This is a genomic window from Mesorhizobium sp. 10J20-29 (assembly GCF_054130485.1).
This window is the reverse complement of sequence record NZ_CP199156.1, coordinates 4,176,348-4,191,798: the sequence shown is the minus strand read 5'-3', so window position 1 is coordinate 4,191,798 and position 15,451 is coordinate 4,176,348. Positions and strand designations below refer to the sequence as shown.

Sequence of the window (15,451 nt, the reverse complement as noted above, 5' to 3'; positions counted from 1 at the left end):
TCCGCGCAGTAGGCTGAATATGGAGCCGCCGTATCGTACTGACACATACAGGTAAAGGAAACATGGAAACCGGCCGATACGTAAAAGTTTAAACATAAGGTTAACAACGCCATGATTCCGGCGGATTTTAGCCCGCCCCGGACGTCGCCCGGTTAACCCCTTGTCCACGTTAAAAGACTTACCCTCGGGCAGTGTCATGCGTGTCCCGGAGGTTCCCTTGGCTGCCCTTAACAAGAATGATGCCGTGGCATTTCAGATGCCGGGCGGGGAGGTTTCCGACACCGCGCCGGCGCGTCCCATCGACCTGGCCCATCTCGCCCGCCAGACCATGGGCGATCGCGAACTCGAGCGCGAAGTGCTCAGCCTGTTCGTCGATCAGGTGCTGTCCGTACGCGACCAACTCGCTCATGCCGACGTCAAGGCACGCAAGCAGCTTGCCCATTCGTTGAAGGGCTCGGCCAGAAGCGTCGGTGCTGCCGCGATAGGGCGCTGCGCCGAAGCGATCGAGGACAATCCCGCCGACCGTCAGGCCGAGCGCCGGCTTTCGCGCCTCATTGACGAGGTGCGCGACTTCATCGCCGCCATCAACCGCTAGCCCTTTCTCACCGCCTCGACGCCTTGCCGCTCGCCCATGTGGGGCGGGGCAACGCAATTGCGCCCTCCCGCGGCGTTTTCGCGCAACAGTTGACTCGCGGCGCGGAGTCATTATCTCGGAATGCCAAGTCTCAGGATCCTCAATGACCAAAATCTCCTTCGTTACGCATGACGGCACGCGCTTCGACGTCGACGCCGAGAACGGCTCGACCGTCATGGAGAACGCCATCCGAAATGCGGTGCCCGGCATCGAGGCGGAATGCGGCGGCGCCTGCGCCTGCGCGACATGCCATGTCTATGTCGACGAGGCCTGGACGGCTGAGGTCGGCGAGCCCGAGGCCATGGAAGAAGACATGCTGGACTTTGCCTACGACGTCCGGCCAAACTCGCGACTGTCTTGCCAGATCAAGGTGCGCGACGCGCTCGACGGCCTCGTCGTCGAGGTGCCCGAACGGCAGGGCTGATACGCTGCCTGCGAGGCCATAGAGCGGCTAGCGGGCGAAATCGCCGGGAGGGCGCACGATGAGCGAAGTCACCAAGACCGACGTTCTGATTGTCGGGGCAGGGCCTGTCGGCCTGTTCGCCGTCTTCGAACTCGGCCTTTTCGACATGAAGTGCCACCTGATCGACATTCTCGACCGGCCGGGTGGCCAGTGCGCCGAGCTCTATCCCGAAAAACCGATCTACGACATTCCGGCGCTGCCTTCCGTCTCGGCGCAGGAACTGGTCGACCGGCTGATGGAGCAGATCAAGCCGTTCAACCCGCAATTCACCTTCAACCGCATGGTTTCCGGCCTCGAGAAGCTGGAGGATGGTTCCTTCCGGGTCACCACCGACGAGGGCGAGATCTTCGAGGCGAAGATCGTCGTCATCGCTGCCGGCGGCGGTTCATTCCAGCCCAAGCGCCCGCCGATCCCCGGCATCGAGGCCTTTGAGGGCGAGAGCGTCTTCTATTCCGTGCGCCGCATGGAGGAGTTCCGCGGCCACGACCTCGTCATCGTCGGCGGTGGCGATTCCGCGCTCGACTGGACGCTCAACCTGCAGCCGATCGCCAAGAGCGTGACGCTTGTTCACCGCCGGCCCGAATTCCGCGCCGCGCCCGACAGCGTCAACAAGATGTACGCCATGCAGGAGATGGAGGAGCTCGAATTCCTGGTCGGCCAGGTGACTGGCCTGACGGGCGAGGACGGCAAGCTCACCTCGGCGACCATCAAGGGGCCGCATGGCGATACGGAAGTGCCCTGCACACGCATGCTGCCCTTCTTCGGCCTGACCATGAAGCTCGGGCCAATCGCCGAATGGGGCCTCAACCTGCACGAAAACCTGATTCCCGTGGACACCGAGAAATTCGAGACCTCGATCCCCGGCATCTTCGCGGTTGGCGACATCAACTGGTACCCCGGCAAGCTGAAGCTCATCCTGTCGGGTTTTCACGAGGTAGCGCTGATGGCTCAGGCGGCAAAACGCATTGTCAGTCCCGGCGAACGCGTGGTCTTCCAGTACACCACGTCCTCGACCAGCCTGCAGAAGAAGCTCGGCGTCGCCTAGCGGCGCATGCCCAGGCTCAGCCGGGCAACTGGCCGTTGTCGATGCGCTCGATGCGGTAGCGCAGCAGCCTGAGCATGCGGCGCTCGAAATTGATGCCCTCGACGCGGTCGAAACGCTCCTGCGCCTTGTCGTGCTTGGCAAGGATCCTGGCGTTGACCGCCTTGGCGTCCTCGGCCAGCCTGCTGCAGGTCTTCTGACGGCGCAGCTTCTCCAGTTCCATCTCCATTTCGCGCGCATGCGTCCTGGCGATCACCACGTGGCTTTCCTCGTGGCGCTTGATGTCGGCCGCCAGCGTGTCCCAGATCACGCGCACGTCCGCTGCCGCCTTGCTGCGCTGGCGCCAGCGCGGCAGGATCATGCGCGCCTTGACCGTAACGGTCGCCTTGGCGATTCGGCAGTAGCTGCCCTTGTCGTCGTAGGTGACCCGGGTCGAGAATTCCATCTGGGTTGCGCCGGGGTGCCGCCTTCCGGTGCTCTTGACCTGCGGCCCGCGCGTGTCCAGCTCGATCTCGAGCTGTTCCAGCGTCGTGCCGCCGACGGTGAAGTAGCTGTAAGTCTTTGACAAATTGGCGGCGGCCGAGGGCAGGGCGGCGAGCCCTGCCAGGCAGGCCGCAAGTGCGACGGTCTTGATGTGAAGTGGCCTCATTGGACGAACTTGCGCCAGCCGGCGTCCGCGCGCAATGGAAATCGGCGCCCCGATGCGCTTGGCCGCAGGTGACGATTTCGCGCGAAAGCCGTTGATTTTCCGTCATGTAGGCGGCATGGGTCCGCGACCTGAAACCCGGTTGGCGCGATGACGACGAAACGATGGATGCTGGCGCATGGCCGCCAGCTCGAACTTGGCCCCAGGGCCATCGTCATGGGCGTGCTCAACGTCACGCCCGACAGCTTTTCGGATGGCGGCAGATTCTTCTCCGCGGATGCCGCGCTAACGCAGGCACGCGCCATGCTGGCCGAGGGCGCCGCGATCGTCGATGTCGGCGGTGAATCGACGAGGCCGGGCGCCGAGCCGGTCAGCGCCGCCGAGGAGCAGGCCCGCATCCTGCCGATCATCGAGGCGCTCGCGGCAGACGGCGCCGCGCTGATCTCGGTCGACACCTATCGCGAGGAGACGGCGCGGCTCGCGGTTGCCGCCGGCGCCCATATCGTCAACGATGTCTGGGGCCTGCAGCGCGAGCAGGGCATCGCGCGCGTCGCCGCCGAAACCGGTGCGGGCCTCGTCATCATGCACACCGGGCGAGAACGCGAGAAACTGCCCGACGTCATCGCCGACCAGTTCGCCTTCCTGTCGAAGTCGCTTGAAGTCGCCCGCCATGCCGGCATTGCCGACGACAGCATCGTGCTCGATCCCGGCTTCGGATTCGCCAAGGATTCGGAGGAGAACCTGCAAGTGATGGCCCGCTTCGGCGAACTCTCCGCGCTGGGCTACCCGCTGATGGCCGGCACGTCGCGCAAGCGCTTCGTCGGCCATGTCACCGGGCGCGAGGGCGATGCGCGCGACGTCGGCACGGCGGCCACCAGCGCGATCCTGCGCCTCAAGGGCGCCGACCTTTTCCGGGTCCACAATGTCGCAATCAACATGGACGCACTGGCCTTCGCGGATGCTATGCTCGCCCGCGAACCGCACGCCGCCGAAAGCTGAGCCCTTATGTACCTGATCCGCATGACCAATTGCGCCTTCTTCGCCCGCCACGGCGTGCATGACGAGGAGGAGCGGCTCGGCCAGCGCTTCTACGTCGACGCGGCGCTGACCGTCGACCCGGGCAGGGCGCTGGAAGAGGATGCAATCGAGGGCACCGTCAATTACGGCGATGCCTTCCAGGTCATCGAAGCCATCATTACCGGCGAGCGCCGGTTCCTGATCGAGGCACTGGCGCTCGAGGTCGGCAAGGCACTCACCGCGCGCTTCCCACAGATCAAGCGCGCCGAGATCACCGTCAGGAAGCCAAATGCACCGGTTCCGGGCGTGCTGGATCATGTCGAGGTGACCGTTGTCTGGCCGCAATAGGCACACCGCCTATCTCAGCCTCGGCGGCAATCTTGGCGACCCCGCAGCCTCGATGGGGGCTGCGCTGCGCATGCTCGATGCGGATTCCGGGACCGAGGTGGTCGCGGTCTCCTCGCTCTACCGGACGCCGCCATGGGGCAAGCTGGACCAGCCGGATTTCCTCAACGCCGCCGCCGAAGTCTCGACTGGGCTGACGCCGCGCGGCCTGCTCGACCTTTGCCTCGACGCCGAGCGCCGGCTGAAACGGGTCCGTGAAGAACGCTGGGGCCCGCGCCTGATCGATATCGACATACTGGTGTTCGGCGACCTGACGGTGCACGAGGAGGGTCTGGAGATTCCGCACCCGCGCATGCTTGAGCGTGCCTTCGTGCTGGTGCCGCTGGCCGAGATCGCGCCCGACTTCATGGCCGGAGGCAAGCGCCTCGCCGACCATCTGGCCGGCGCCGACACGGCCGGCATCGAGCGGCTGCCGCGCGGTCGTGACTGGTGGAAGGCCTAGCATCGCCGCCTGCGATTGCCCTCGAACAGGGAATGGCTAATGACGAAATCGGCAAGTTTCCTTGGCTTCCCGGAGACCCTCCCGAGCGGTGCAGCTCCACGCATCGTGCTTTTCGGCGCGCCACATGGCAGCGATTATCCCGGTGAGGACAGCAGCGGCCACGACCGTGCCGCGGCGGAAATCCGTGCGGCGAGCCTGGAAGACGCCGGTCTCGTAGGCAACTGGGATTTCGATCTCGACGGTCCGCTCTTTGCCGGCCAAGCGCCGTGCTGCGTCGATATCGGCGACCTACCCACAGAGCCGGGCGCCAATGCCGGCAACCGGGCCCTCATCGAGACGAATACGCGCGACATCCTGGCGGCGGGCGCCATTCCGCTGATGATCGGCGGCGACGATTCCGTGCCGATTCCCTTCCTTGCCGGTTTTGCGGAAACCGGCCCGGTCTGGATCCTGCAGATCGACGCCCATATCGACTGGCGCGATGAAGTCCATGGCGAGTGCTTCGGCTATTCGAGCCCGATGCGGCGCGCCAGCGAGATGGGCCATGTCGCCGGCATCGTTCAGGTCGGCATGCGCGGCCTCGGCAGCGCGCGCTATGCAGAGCTGGAGGACGCTAGGCGCTACGGCGCAAGCATCGTCGCGTCGCGGGAGATTCATGCGCATGGCGTCGAAGCCGCGATCTGCCATATCCCGGAAGGTGCAAGCATCGTCGTCACGCTTGACTGCGATGGTCTCGACCCAAGCGTGATGCCCGGTGTCTCCGCCCGCACGCCGGGCGGCCTCAGCTACCTGCAGGTCATCGACCTGATCGATGCGGCCGGCAGGCGCGGACGCATCGCCGGCTTCGACCTGGTCGAACTCTATCCGCCCGCCGACCTGGACGGAATCTCGGCTCTGACGGCGGCCCGCATACTGGTCAACGTGATCGGCAGGATCGTCCGCCAGGCCTGACGCGCCGGGGGCGCCTCGCGGGTGCATCCTGACACGGCTTGAATCGAGACATGATGGCTGTAGATTGGCTCCGGTACCTGCGCGTCGAACGGGTGTCTCCGGAGGAGAATCAGAATTCTCGGATGATGATTTCGTCTGTCTCGCCGCCCAGCCTTGTCCGTCCAGCCGGGATGAATCATGAACCCAATTCTCTTGGTCGTGCTGATCGTCGGCGGTCTTGTCCTTATCGACCTTCTGCTGCGCTTCGCCAGGACACCGCCATCGGGCCAGCTGGAATCCGAGACGCAAGCGGTCGACCAGCTCTGCCGGGAGTATCCCGAACTGGATGCTTCCGAAGTGTCGCGGGTCGTGCTGACGGCTGACCGGCGCGCTGCATTCGTGGCAATGACCTCCGGGCCGGCCGGCTTCGTGTCCGGGATGGGCGACCGGTTCGTCGTCCGCCAGCTGCGGCCGGCCGATATCAGAGAGGCCGTGCCGGAGGCCGAAAGCGCACTGAGGGTCCGCTTCAATGAAGTGGCGTTGCGTCCCATGCGGTTCGAATTTTCGGATAGTGCAGAACGCGATCTTGTTCTGGACTTGCTTGGCGCCGCACGCGACCCAATACAGACAACATAGCGTCAGTCTGACCCGCGCTTGCGCTTCCGTATGGGAGTTCAATGGGGCATACTATGCTTAATAGTGTGGCGCGGAGTCTGGAATGGACAGTCTGGCGGATATCCAATTGCCCAATACGGGGCAACTGGCGATACCCCTCTACATCATCGGGATTCTGATCGAGTTCGGCCTCTTCTGCCTCGGCAAGGCAAAGGGCCAGTACGAGCGCAGGGATGCCATGACCAGCCTTCTCATGGGGGTCGGCAACGTCGCCACAGGCATCATCTACGCCGTGGTGCTCATCGCCATGATGCAATGGGCCTACAGCTACCGGATTTTCGACCCGGGCATCACCTGGTGGTCGGCGGTGCTGTGCTTCGTGCTGGATGACTTCCGTCGCTACGTCTACCACGCCGGACTGCACCGCATCCGCTGGTGGTGGGCCGATCACGTCAACCATCATTCCAGCCAGCACTTCAACTTCACGACCGCCCTGCGCCAGCCCTGGACCACGATCTTCACCGGCTCGTTCCTGCTCTATCTGCCGCTGGCGTGGCTGGGCTTCCACCCTCTGCTGATCCTGTTCGTCGGCGGCATCAATCTCACCTACCAGTTCTTCGTTCACACCGAGACCGTCGGCAAGTTGTGGAAGCCGATAGAGTTCGTCCTGAACACGCCGTCGCATCACCGCGTGCACCATTCCAACAACCCGAGATATCTCGACGCCAACTACGCCGCGGTCCTCATCATCTGGGACCGCATCTTCGGCACCTTCGTCGAAGAGCGCGAGGAAGACGTGCCAAAATACGGGCTCGTCCAGAACATCGGCACGTTCAACCTTTTCTTCGTGGCATTTCACGAGTGGATCTCGATCTTCAAGGACATGGCGAAACCGGGTCTCACGCTGCGCGAGCGGCTGATGTACATGTTCGCGGAGCCGGGATGGAGCCACGATGGCAGCCGCAAGACGTCCTGGGATCTGAAGGCGCAGTATGTCCGCAAGCATCCGGATCAGTCGGGCATGCCGGGATTGCCCGACCTGGTGGCGAAGAATGACGGATCAGCCGGCAGGGTCCAGCCTGCTGAGTAGCCGCTGCGACCCGGAGGGATTGCGCGAGCGTTGAGACCCCGGCAAATGCGACCGGGGTGTGGTTCAGGGTCTTGTAAGGACTTGACGCTAGACTGTGTTCGACCATCGGAGTTGGCGAATGCAATCTAGTGCGACATTGAGCATCGGCCTGCCGGTTGCGCTCTGCATCATCATGCTGGGGCTGGGGCTATCGCTCAAGCTCGAGGATTTCGCCCGGGTCCTCGCGCGGCCCTGGCCGGTGCTGGTCGGCCTCTTCTGCCAGGTGGTAGTCTTGCCGGGCCTGTGTTTCGTGCTCGTCTACTTTTCCAACCTGCCACCTGCCATCTGCGTTGGAATGATGCTGCTTGCCGCGAGTCCCGGTGGAACTTCTGCGACGCTCTTCACACATCTTGCAGGTGGCAACGTCGCGCTCAGCATCTCGCTCACAGCGGTCAGTTCACTGCTCTCGATCGTGACGTTGCCCATCATCGCCAACCTGTCGCTGCTGGCGTTCTACGGTGAGGACGGCGCCGTCAGGCTGCAACTCCACCAGGTTCTCCAGATCTTTGCCATTGCCATCGTTCCAGCCCTCATCGGCGCGTTCATCCATAGGCGGTTTCCTGTCTTTGCGGAACGCCTCGAAAAGCCCGTGAAACTGTTGGCCAGTCTTTTTCTTGCGACGGTGGTGCTCGTCGCGCTCATCGGGCAGTGGCGCCTGCTGGTGGAATGGGGCCCCACGGTCGGGGTGCTTGCGCTTGCCTTCAGCGTGGCGAGCATTTCGGTAGGCTTCTGGGTGCCCAGAGTGCTCAACATCGAGCGGCGGGAAGCCGTCGCGCTGTCAATGTCGATCGGCTTGCACAATGCGGCACTCGTCATTGCCCTGGCGATGAGCGAGCACATGCTGAACAATGCCGAGATGGCGATACCGCCGGCGGCCTACGGCCTTATCTCCTATTTCGTCGGAGGCCTGTTCGTATGGTGGCTCAATCGCACGCGGAAGCCTCTGTCGACCGCGAGGGCGGCAACAGTCGATCAGGCAAGCCGCTAGGGGCCGACTGACGCTTCACCGCGCAGCCTGCCTGCCGTCCTGACGTCTTTCCTGTGGCCCAGCTTCGTCATCTCGCCGAGATGGTGGCGGCACAGCAACCAGACGGTCGCGGATAACGGCGGCTCGTAGCCGCCATCGGACCGCCGGCATTCAACCAGAGAAGCCGCCGGCATCGAGGAAGGCCTGTTCGTCGGGCGAGGTCTCGCGGCCGAGCACCGCGTTGCGGTGCGGAAAATGGCCGAAACGCTGGATGATGTCGCGGTGAAGCACGGCGTATTTTATCAGTTCCTCGCCGAGCGGCTCTGTCTTTTCGACGCAGAGATGCTGGTCGGCGAGGTTTTCCGAATGCTCGAAGGGCAGCAGGAAGAAGACGCGAAGCTGCTTGTCGACCTGCTGGTCGAGGCCGGCGTCGAGCGCCTTGTGCGCAAAAAACCTGGCCAGCGGGTCGGTGGCGAACATGTGGGCGGTGCCGCGGAAGCAGTTGCGCGGGAACTGGTCGAGAAGGATCATCAGCGCCAGCGCACTCTCCGGATGCGTCGCCCAGTCGTCCAAATCGCGGCGCGCGGCGGCGAAATGGAGTTCCCTGAATTCGTCGTGGAAGGTCCGGTCGAATTCTGCATCCTTGCGGAACCAGGCCTCGGGGCCGGCGTCGCGCCAGAATTTGACGACTTTCGCCGCTCTCGGGTCGAGTTCCTGCATGCTTTTCTCCTCCTCAGTCGGCAGCGGCCTTGCCGAGTGCATCGGCCGCTCCTTCATTCATTGCCTGGCCCGGCCGTTTCGGCTGGGTCAGCGGCGTCGGCACCGGTTCAGGGATGTTGCCCTTCATCAGGCGCCTGCCGGACTGGATGTCGCCGGCGATCTGCAGCTCGAGCCGTTCGGCGTCGCGGCGCCGCACGTCCTCGATCACCTCGGCCACCTCTTCCTGGGTGACGCCGAGCTTTTCAAGCGTCGCGCCGCCGAACAGCAGCGCCGATTCGAATGTCTCGCGGATCTGGAAGTCGACGCCGGCGCCGATCAGGCCGATGGCCGCGCCGCGGTCATAGGCGCGCGCCAGCACCGGCACGAAAGGATATTCGCTCTTCATGTGCTCGGCGATGCGGATCGACGCCTCGGCCTTGTCGACGCAGATGAGCACGGCGCGGGCGCGGCCGGCGCCGGCGGCATGCAGGATATCGAGCCGGGTGCCGTCGCCGTAATAGACCTTGAAGCCGAAATCGGCCGCCGCCTGGATCATCTCGACGTCGTTGTCGATGATCGAGACGTCGATTCCCCTGAGCAGCAGCGGCTGGCTGACGATCTGGCCGAAGCGGCCAAAGCCGATGATCAGCACGCTGCCGTTCAGCCCGTCGGCGATGTCGACGCCCTCGAGGGTCTGCTCGTCCTTCGGCGTGATCTGGCGCAGCACCGCGATCGCCAACGGCGTCAGCACCATCGAGATGATGATGATCGCCGTTAGGATGGCGTTGGCCTCGCCGTCGATGATGCCGACCGACAGCGCCGAGGAATAGAGCACGAAGGCGAACTCGCCGCCCTGGGCCATGACGACAGCGCGGTCGAGTGCTTCGCGGTGGCCGGATTTCAGCCGCGCCACGAGGTAGATTCCGAGCGCCTTCACCACCATGTAGGCGACGACGTAGAAGGCGATGGCGGCCCAGTTCTCGGCAACGACGGCGAGGTCGAGCGACATGCCGACGGCCATGAAGAACAGACCGAGCAGGATGCCGCGGAAGGGTTCGATATCGGCCTCGAGCTGATGGCGGAAGGTCGATTCAGACAAGAGAACACCGGCCAGGAAGGCACCCATGGCCATCGACAGGCCGCCAAGCTGCATGGCGAGCGCGGAGCCGAGCACCACCAGAAGCGCGGCGGCGGTCATCACCTCGCGGGCGCGCGAATCGGCAAGCAGGCGAAACAGCGGGTTGAGCAGGTAGCGGCCGGCGACCACCAGTCCGACGATCGAGCCGAGCCCGATGCCGACGTCGACCAGCCGCTCCGACAGGCTCATTTCCTCGCCTCCCGGCGCCAGGAAGGCGACGAGCGCCAGCAGCGGCACGATCGCCAGGTCCTCGAACAGCAGTATCGAGACGATCCGCTGGCCCTTTGGCGACGTCGTGTCGCCGCGCTCTTCTAGGATCTGCATGACGATGGCGGTCGAGGTCAGCACGAAGCCGGCGCCGGCCACGAAGGAGACGCTGATCGGAAAGCCGGTCGACACGCCGATGCCGGTCAGCAGCGCCGCGCAGACCGCGACCTGCAACGTGCCGAGGCCAAATATCTCGCGCTTCAGGCTCCACAGCCGCGACGGCTGCATCTCCAGGCCGATGATGAACAGGAACATCACGACGCCGAGCTCGGCGACGTGCAGGATGGATTCGGGCTCGGAGAAGATGCCGATGCCGAAGGGACCGATCACCAGCCCGGCGGCGAGGTAGCCGAGGATCGAGCCGAGGCCCATGCGCCGGAAGATCGGCACGGCGACGACGCCCGCCGTCAGCAGAGCCACCACCTCGACCAGATTGCTGCCAGAGACTTCAGCCGCCATGTTGCCGATCCATGCTTGAGGCGCGCGAGGTCTCGCGCACTTCGACTGGGATAGAACCGGCAAGATAGGGACGCAACCCGCCGGCGAACAGGCCGGCAGGCCTTTGCGATATCGGATGTTGCCAAATGGCGACGGCGGAGTGCCGCCAGCGCCTACTTCTGCGCGATGGAGCCCACGGCGGTCGTGTCGACGCGCTTCAGGTTGACGCCGATCACCGGCACCATGGTTTTCTCGACGCGCACCGAAACGGTGACCGTCATGGTGTTCTCGTCGGCGAGCCTCGCCTGCATGATGCCGCGCAGCTCGTTGCGGTGGATGTTGAAGACCACCTTGCGGCCGTCCTGCACCTTGCCCGAAACGATATCGAGGCCGGAGCCGACGGCGCCGTCCATGAAGGTGCCTCTGTAGCCGGACTTGCTGCTCTGGGTGACGGTGGCCGACATCTTCTGCGTGAACACGCCGACGCGGCACCCGCCGTCGAGCGTCATGCCGAGCTTGCGGTCGGGAGTCGTGCCGGCGAAATTGCAGACGAACTTGGTGCCCTTGTATTTCCCGGCAACGATTTCGCCCGGTCCGGTCCAGTCACCCTCGATCGACTGGAAGAAGGCACTGTCGCGCTCCGCGCCGATGGTGCTCGCAGTCGTTGCGGGGAGGAGGGCGGCCGATGCTGCAAGCGGCAGGACTACGGACAGGATTGCACGCTTCATCGAGAGACACCCGGGCTACGAATTTCGACTGGAAAACTTTCCCCAGAACATGCCCAGAAATGGTTAACGGAACCTCTCCGGCGGCGCCCCCGCTTCAAATTTCCGCAGGGGCGCATCAGCCCCGTGTTTTGCCGGAATTCTCGCTGGTTTTCGCGGAATTTTCCGCCTTTTTCCCGGAGAACGACGCCAGAACGGACAGGAATTCCGTCATGCCGGGACGTTTTTCGGCAGAGAATGGCAGGGGTCGGGTGACTTCCATTGCCGCGACGCCGATCCGCGCCGTCATCATGCCGTTAACGACGCCTTCGCCGAGCTTGGCAGAGAGGCGGGCAGCCAGCCCTTGGCCGACGATCTGGTGCACGATGTCGTCGCCCGCCGCGATCGCGCCGGTAACTGCCAGATGGGCCAGCACGCCGCGCGCCAGGCGGAAGAAGCCAAGCGTCCCGGGCCTTCCGCCATAAAGCTCCGACAGGCGGCGGATCAGACGTCCGGCTTCGAACAGCACATAGACGATGTCGACCAGTGCCCGCGGACTGACGGCCGTGACCACCGAGACCCGCTTGGCGGCGTCGAGAATCAGCGTCTTGGCGCGGCGGTCGAGGGGGCCGAGAATCTCGGTCTCGGCGATCCGCACGAGATCGGCCCCGTCAATGATGTCATCCTTCAATTCGGCAAGCGCGCGCCGGCCTGCCGCGGTTTCGGGCTTGGCGGCGACAAAGGCGGAAAGCTCTGTGACCACCTTCCCGGCGGCGGTCGGGTCGTTGCGGGTAATGGCGTCAAGTGCCTGGTTCCGCAGCTTTTCCACCGAGGCAAGTCGGGCGACGGCGAGCATTTCGCGCAGCAGGATGACGCCGAGCGCGGCGACCGCAAGCGCTGCCGCGCCGGCTGCGACCCAGCCCAGCCACTCGGCGCGCTGGAAGAGGTCGCGGATCAGCTGGTCGGTCCACAGACCAATCGCCAGCGAGACGAGCACTCCCAGCGCCCCGAGCAGAATCCGGGCAAACCAGGAGCGTCGCGTCGGTGCTTCGGCCGGCGGTGGCACCGCGCCGGCAACCTCGACCATGTCGAAGACGTCGACTTTGTCGGGTGTCACAACGGCAAGGTCGGTCGTCACGGCACGCGGGCTGCGGCTTGCGGTTGCCTTCTTGGCCTTCGTCTTCTCTTCGGGCGCTTTTTCCGGCTCCAGCCGGAACGCCGCGGGTCTTCTGGGCGTGTTCATGCGAGGTGATCTCCAACCAGGAACTGCAGGGCGCGGTCGAGCCGGATATGCGGCAGCGACAGGGTCAGGCCCTCGGTGGTGCGCTCAAGCCTGGGGGGGCGGAAGCGGACGAAACGGACTTCCGGGCCGGGCGTATCGGAAGCCTCCGTCGACTCCTCGAAGACCGAATCAATTCTTGCCGGCAAGTCCCCGGGAAATATGGCAGTTTCGGTCTTTCCGTCGAAGGTCTCGTCGCCGATCGTCTCGCCTTTCAGCGGCGTTCCGATGATCACGGGCAGCGTTTCGCCGCCTTGTTCCACGCTTCCCTCGCGCGTAGCGCGTACCGCCGCCATGGCCAGGACCTCGACCTCGGCGCCAGAGAAATTGGCCCGCTTGATGGCGCGGTCGGCGAGCCGGCGCACGATCGCCTGCAGCCGGTCATGCGCCTCGTGATGCAGGTGGTCGGCCTTGGTGGCCGCGACGAGGATGCGGTCGATGCGGCGCGAGAAGAGGTCGGTCAGGAGGTTGCCGTGTCCTTGCCGGAAGCAGCCGAGAATTTCGGTCAGTGCCCGTTCCAGGTCGGCCATGGCGCCGGGCCCGGCGTTCATCGCCTGCATCGCGTCGATCAGCACGATCTGGCGGTCGAGCCGGGTGATGTGCTCGCGAAAGAACGGCTTCACGACATGCGTCTTGTAGGCCTCGTAGCGGCGTTTCATCATCGCATGCAGGGAGCCGGAGCGGGCGCGGCGGCCCTGCAGCCTGGGAAGCGGCGCGAAGGTCAGCGCTGGTGAACCTTCCAGATCGCCTGGCATGAGAAAGCGGCCGGGCGGCAGGGTAGAGAGGGCGCGCTCGTCGAGCTTGCAGGCCCGCAGATAGGCCGTCAGCGCGTCGGCCAGCGTGCGGGCCGTGGTCTCGTCCGCGTCGGCAGCCGGATCGACGGCTTCGGAGAGGGCCCGCCATTCACGTGACAGCTGCGCCCGGACCGGCAGTTCGGCCATTTCGAAGGCGTCGGCCGAGAATTCCTCGTAGGATTTGCCGAGCAACGGCAGGTCGAGCAGCCATTCCCCGGGATAGTCGACAATATCCACCGACAGGCGGCCGCGCGAAAACAGCCGGCCCCAGCCGGAGGCCGATTCATACTCGATCGTCAGGCGCAGCTCGGAAATGGCCCGCGTCGAATCCGGCCATTCGCGATCCTTGACCAGGGCTGCAACGTGGTCCTCGTACTGGAAGCGCGGCACGGCGTCGTCAGGCTGCGGCTCGAGAAAGGCGCGGGCGATGCGACCGGAGCGCTGCGCCTCGAAGAGCGGCAGGCGGCCGCCGTGGACCATGTTGTGCACCAGCGATGAGATGAACACTGTCTTGCCGGCGCGCGACAGGCCGGTGACGCCGAGCCTGAGGGCGGGCGCAAACAGACCGGTCGCGCGTCCGGTCATCGTATCCAGTGCTATGCGTGCCTCGTCGGTGAAGCTGGTCAGCGATGTCGCCAAGAATTCTGCCCCTCGTCGTGAACGACCGATATAGGCATTGCAGCCAGGGTTTGTAACGGTGGCGATGCGCTCGCGGTCAGGCGGGTGTCAGGAATGCCTCGAGAAAACCCGTTCCGGGGGCGGCGTGGGCAAGCCCCTTGTCGAAGCTGATGACTGCCAGGCCGGAGGTCGGAAAGCCTTGGCTGAGGACGGCCCGTGCCGCTTCATCACCGTCGCCGGCCAGGGCGGAGGCCAGGTCTTCCATCATCGGATTGTGCCCGATGACCAGCACGGAGCCGCAATTGGCGTGTTCGCGCACCAGCGACAGGTAACCGGCCGCATCGTCGCTGTAGAGACGGTCGAAGAACAGCACGCGGCCTGTGTCGGCGCTCCCGGCGATGCCCTCGAGCGTCTCTCGTGCCCGCAATGCGTTGGAGCACAGGGTTATGTCGGGCACGTAGTTGTGTTCGCGCATCGCCGAGCCGGTCGCTTCCGCATCGACATGGCCCGACTCGTCCAGTGGCCGGTCGAAGTCGCGGACACCGGGCAGGGCCCAGCCGGCCTTTGCATGACGCAGCAGATACAGTGTGCTCACGACAACTCCCTGGCTGATGCGCCCTTGTCGCGGGTTTAGTTCTGCAAGGCGCTTTGCGCAACCGTTCTCGGCACTTGTCCGGCCGCGCTCACCCGACCCGGGCCCGCCAAGACCAGGGCAACAATGCGTGATTGCACTGCCAAATGATCTTGTGCCGTGCTGGAGCCGCGAATATATAGGCGCCAAAAATGGGTAATGGGGTGAGTCGAATGAACGATGTCGTTGCAAGCGATTATGTGCCCTCCGACGACGAACCATTCATGAACGAGCGGCAGAAGTCCTACTTCCGTGCCAAGCTCGTGACCTGGAAGTCCGACATCCTGCGCGAAGCGCGGGAAACGCTGGAAATCCTGCAGCAGGAGAACGCCAACCACCCGGATCTCGCGGACCGGGCCTCCTCCGAGACGGACCGCGCCATCGAGTTGCGCGCCAGGGACCGTCAGCGCAAGCTGATCTCCAAGATCGACTCCGCTCTGCAGCGCATCGACGAGGGGACCTACGGCTATTGCGAGGAAACCGGCGAGCCGATCGCGCTGAAGCGTCTCGACGCCCGCCCGATCGCCACCTTGTCGATCGAGGCCCAGGAGCGGCACGAGCGTCGCGAAAAGGTCTATCGCGACGACTGACCG

General features: G+C 64.6%; 18 protein-coding genes. 11 read left to right on the top strand and 7 right to left on the bottom strand.

All coding sequences use genetic code 11. The annotated features are described in order from the left end of the window. Window positions 1-196 precede the first annotated feature (196 nt). From ACT2BZ_RS20070 to ACT2BZ_RS20060, 3 genes are all read left to right on the top strand, one after another. Entirely contained in the window at window positions 197-595 is a 399-nt protein-coding gene (locus tag ACT2BZ_RS20070) for an Hpt domain-containing protein (protein WP_457937173.1), read from the top strand. 142 nt (window positions 596-737) lie between these two features. Further along, window positions 738-1,058: a 2Fe-2S iron-sulfur cluster-binding protein gene (locus ACT2BZ_RS20065; RefSeq protein WP_457937171.1), complete on the top strand. Its 321-nt coding sequence runs from the start codon at window positions 738-740 to the stop codon at window positions 1,056-1,058. 58 nt (window positions 1,059-1,116) lie between these two features. After that, window positions 1,117-2,142, top strand: a complete 1,026-nt coding sequence (locus tag ACT2BZ_RS20060; RefSeq protein ID WP_457937169.1) for an NAD(P)/FAD-dependent oxidoreductase — start codon at window positions 1,117-1,119, stop codon at window positions 2,140-2,142. A gap of 16 nt (window positions 2,143-2,158) precedes the next feature. On the opposite strand, the gene ACT2BZ_RS20055 is transcribed toward ACT2BZ_RS20060, so the two are convergent. Next, entirely contained in the window at window positions 2,159-2,788 is a 630-nt protein-coding gene (locus ACT2BZ_RS20055) for a DUF922 domain-containing Zn-dependent protease (protein ID WP_457937167.1), read from the bottom strand. A gap of 147 nt (window positions 2,789-2,935) precedes the next feature. Between ACT2BZ_RS20055 and folP the strand changes: the two genes are divergently transcribed. The 7 genes from folP (at window position 2,936) to ACT2BZ_RS20020 (ending at window position 8,311) form a co-directional block, all read left to right on the top strand. Beyond that, window positions 2,936-3,784, top strand: a complete 849-nt coding sequence (gene folP / locus ACT2BZ_RS20050) for a dihydropteroate synthase (RefSeq protein WP_457937166.1) — start codon at window positions 2,936-2,938, stop codon at window positions 3,782-3,784. Between the two features lie 6 nt (window positions 3,785-3,790). Beyond that, on the top strand, window positions 3,791-4,150 hold the full coding sequence (gene folB, locus ACT2BZ_RS20045) for a dihydroneopterin aldolase (RefSeq protein WP_457937164.1): 360 nt from the start codon (window positions 3,791-3,793) through the stop codon (window positions 4,148-4,150). Continuing rightward, window positions 4,134-4,649, top strand: a complete 516-nt coding sequence (folK, locus tag ACT2BZ_RS20040; protein WP_457937162.1) for a 2-amino-4-hydroxy-6-hydroxymethyldihydropteridine diphosphokinase — start codon at window positions 4,134-4,136, stop codon at window positions 4,647-4,649. Before folB ends, folK begins: the two co-directional genes overlap by 17 nt. Before the next feature lie 39 nt (window positions 4,650-4,688). Continuing rightward, on the top strand, window positions 4,689-5,600 hold the full coding sequence (locus tag ACT2BZ_RS20035) for an agmatinase (RefSeq protein ID WP_457937161.1): 912 nt from the start codon (window positions 4,689-4,691) through the stop codon (window positions 5,598-5,600). A 192-nt stretch (window positions 5,601-5,792) separates the two neighbouring features. After that, on the top strand, window positions 5,793-6,215 hold the full coding sequence (locus ACT2BZ_RS20030) for a hypothetical protein (RefSeq protein ID WP_457937159.1): 423 nt from the start codon (window positions 5,793-5,795) through the stop codon (window positions 6,213-6,215). Window positions 6,216-6,297: 82 nt separating this feature from the next. Continuing rightward, the gene (locus ACT2BZ_RS20025; RefSeq protein WP_457937158.1) at window positions 6,298-7,284 is read left to right on the top strand and encodes a sterol desaturase family protein; all 987 of its coding nucleotides are present in this window, start codon (window positions 6,298-6,300) and stop codon (window positions 7,282-7,284) included. A gap of 136 nt (window positions 7,285-7,420) precedes the next feature. Next, window positions 7,421-8,311 (top strand): bile acid:sodium symporter family protein, encoded by an 891-nt coding sequence (locus ACT2BZ_RS20020; protein WP_457937156.1) that lies wholly within the window; start codon window positions 7,421-7,423, stop codon window positions 8,309-8,311. A 150-nt stretch (window positions 8,312-8,461) separates the two neighbouring features. Here the strand turns inward: ACT2BZ_RS20020 and ACT2BZ_RS20015 are convergent, their stop codons facing one another. From ACT2BZ_RS20015 to ACT2BZ_RS19990, 6 genes are all read right to left on the bottom strand, one after another. Beyond that, window positions 8,462-9,010: a DUF924 family protein gene (locus ACT2BZ_RS20015; protein WP_457937155.1), complete on the bottom strand. Its 549-nt coding sequence runs from the start codon at window positions 9,008-9,010 to the stop codon at window positions 8,462-8,464. Between the two features lie 13 nt (window positions 9,011-9,023). Next, entirely contained in the window at window positions 9,024-10,853 is a 1,830-nt protein-coding gene (locus ACT2BZ_RS20010) for a monovalent cation:proton antiporter-2 (CPA2) family protein (protein WP_457937153.1), read from the bottom strand. A gap of 152 nt (window positions 10,854-11,005) precedes the next feature. After that, window positions 11,006-11,560 carry a hypothetical protein gene (locus ACT2BZ_RS20005; protein WP_457937151.1) on the bottom strand — a complete coding sequence of 185 codons (555 nt, stop codon included), beginning with the start codon at window positions 11,558-11,560 and terminating at the stop codon, window positions 11,006-11,008. 115 nt (window positions 11,561-11,675) lie between these two features. Further along, on the bottom strand, window positions 11,676-12,779 hold the full coding sequence (locus tag ACT2BZ_RS20000; RefSeq protein ID WP_457937149.1) for a YcjF family protein: 1,104 nt from the start codon (window positions 12,777-12,779) through the stop codon (window positions 11,676-11,678). Then, window positions 12,776-14,248 (bottom strand): YcjX family protein, encoded by a 1,473-nt coding sequence (locus ACT2BZ_RS19995; protein WP_457937148.1) that lies wholly within the window; start codon window positions 14,246-14,248, stop codon window positions 12,776-12,778. Before ACT2BZ_RS19995 ends, ACT2BZ_RS20000 begins: the two co-directional genes overlap by 4 nt. A 76-nt stretch (window positions 14,249-14,324) precedes the next feature. Then, on the bottom strand, window positions 14,325-14,822 hold the full coding sequence (locus ACT2BZ_RS19990; protein ID WP_457937147.1) for a SixA phosphatase family protein: 498 nt from the start codon (window positions 14,820-14,822) through the stop codon (window positions 14,325-14,327). A gap of 209 nt (window positions 14,823-15,031) precedes the next feature. Between ACT2BZ_RS19990 and dksA the strand changes: the two genes are divergently transcribed. Further along, a complete protein-coding gene (dksA, locus tag ACT2BZ_RS19985) occupies window positions 15,032-15,448 on the top strand; it encodes an RNA polymerase-binding protein DksA (protein WP_457937145.1) in 417 nt (138 codons plus the stop codon). The last annotated feature ends 3 nt before the right edge of the window (window positions 15,449-15,451 follow it).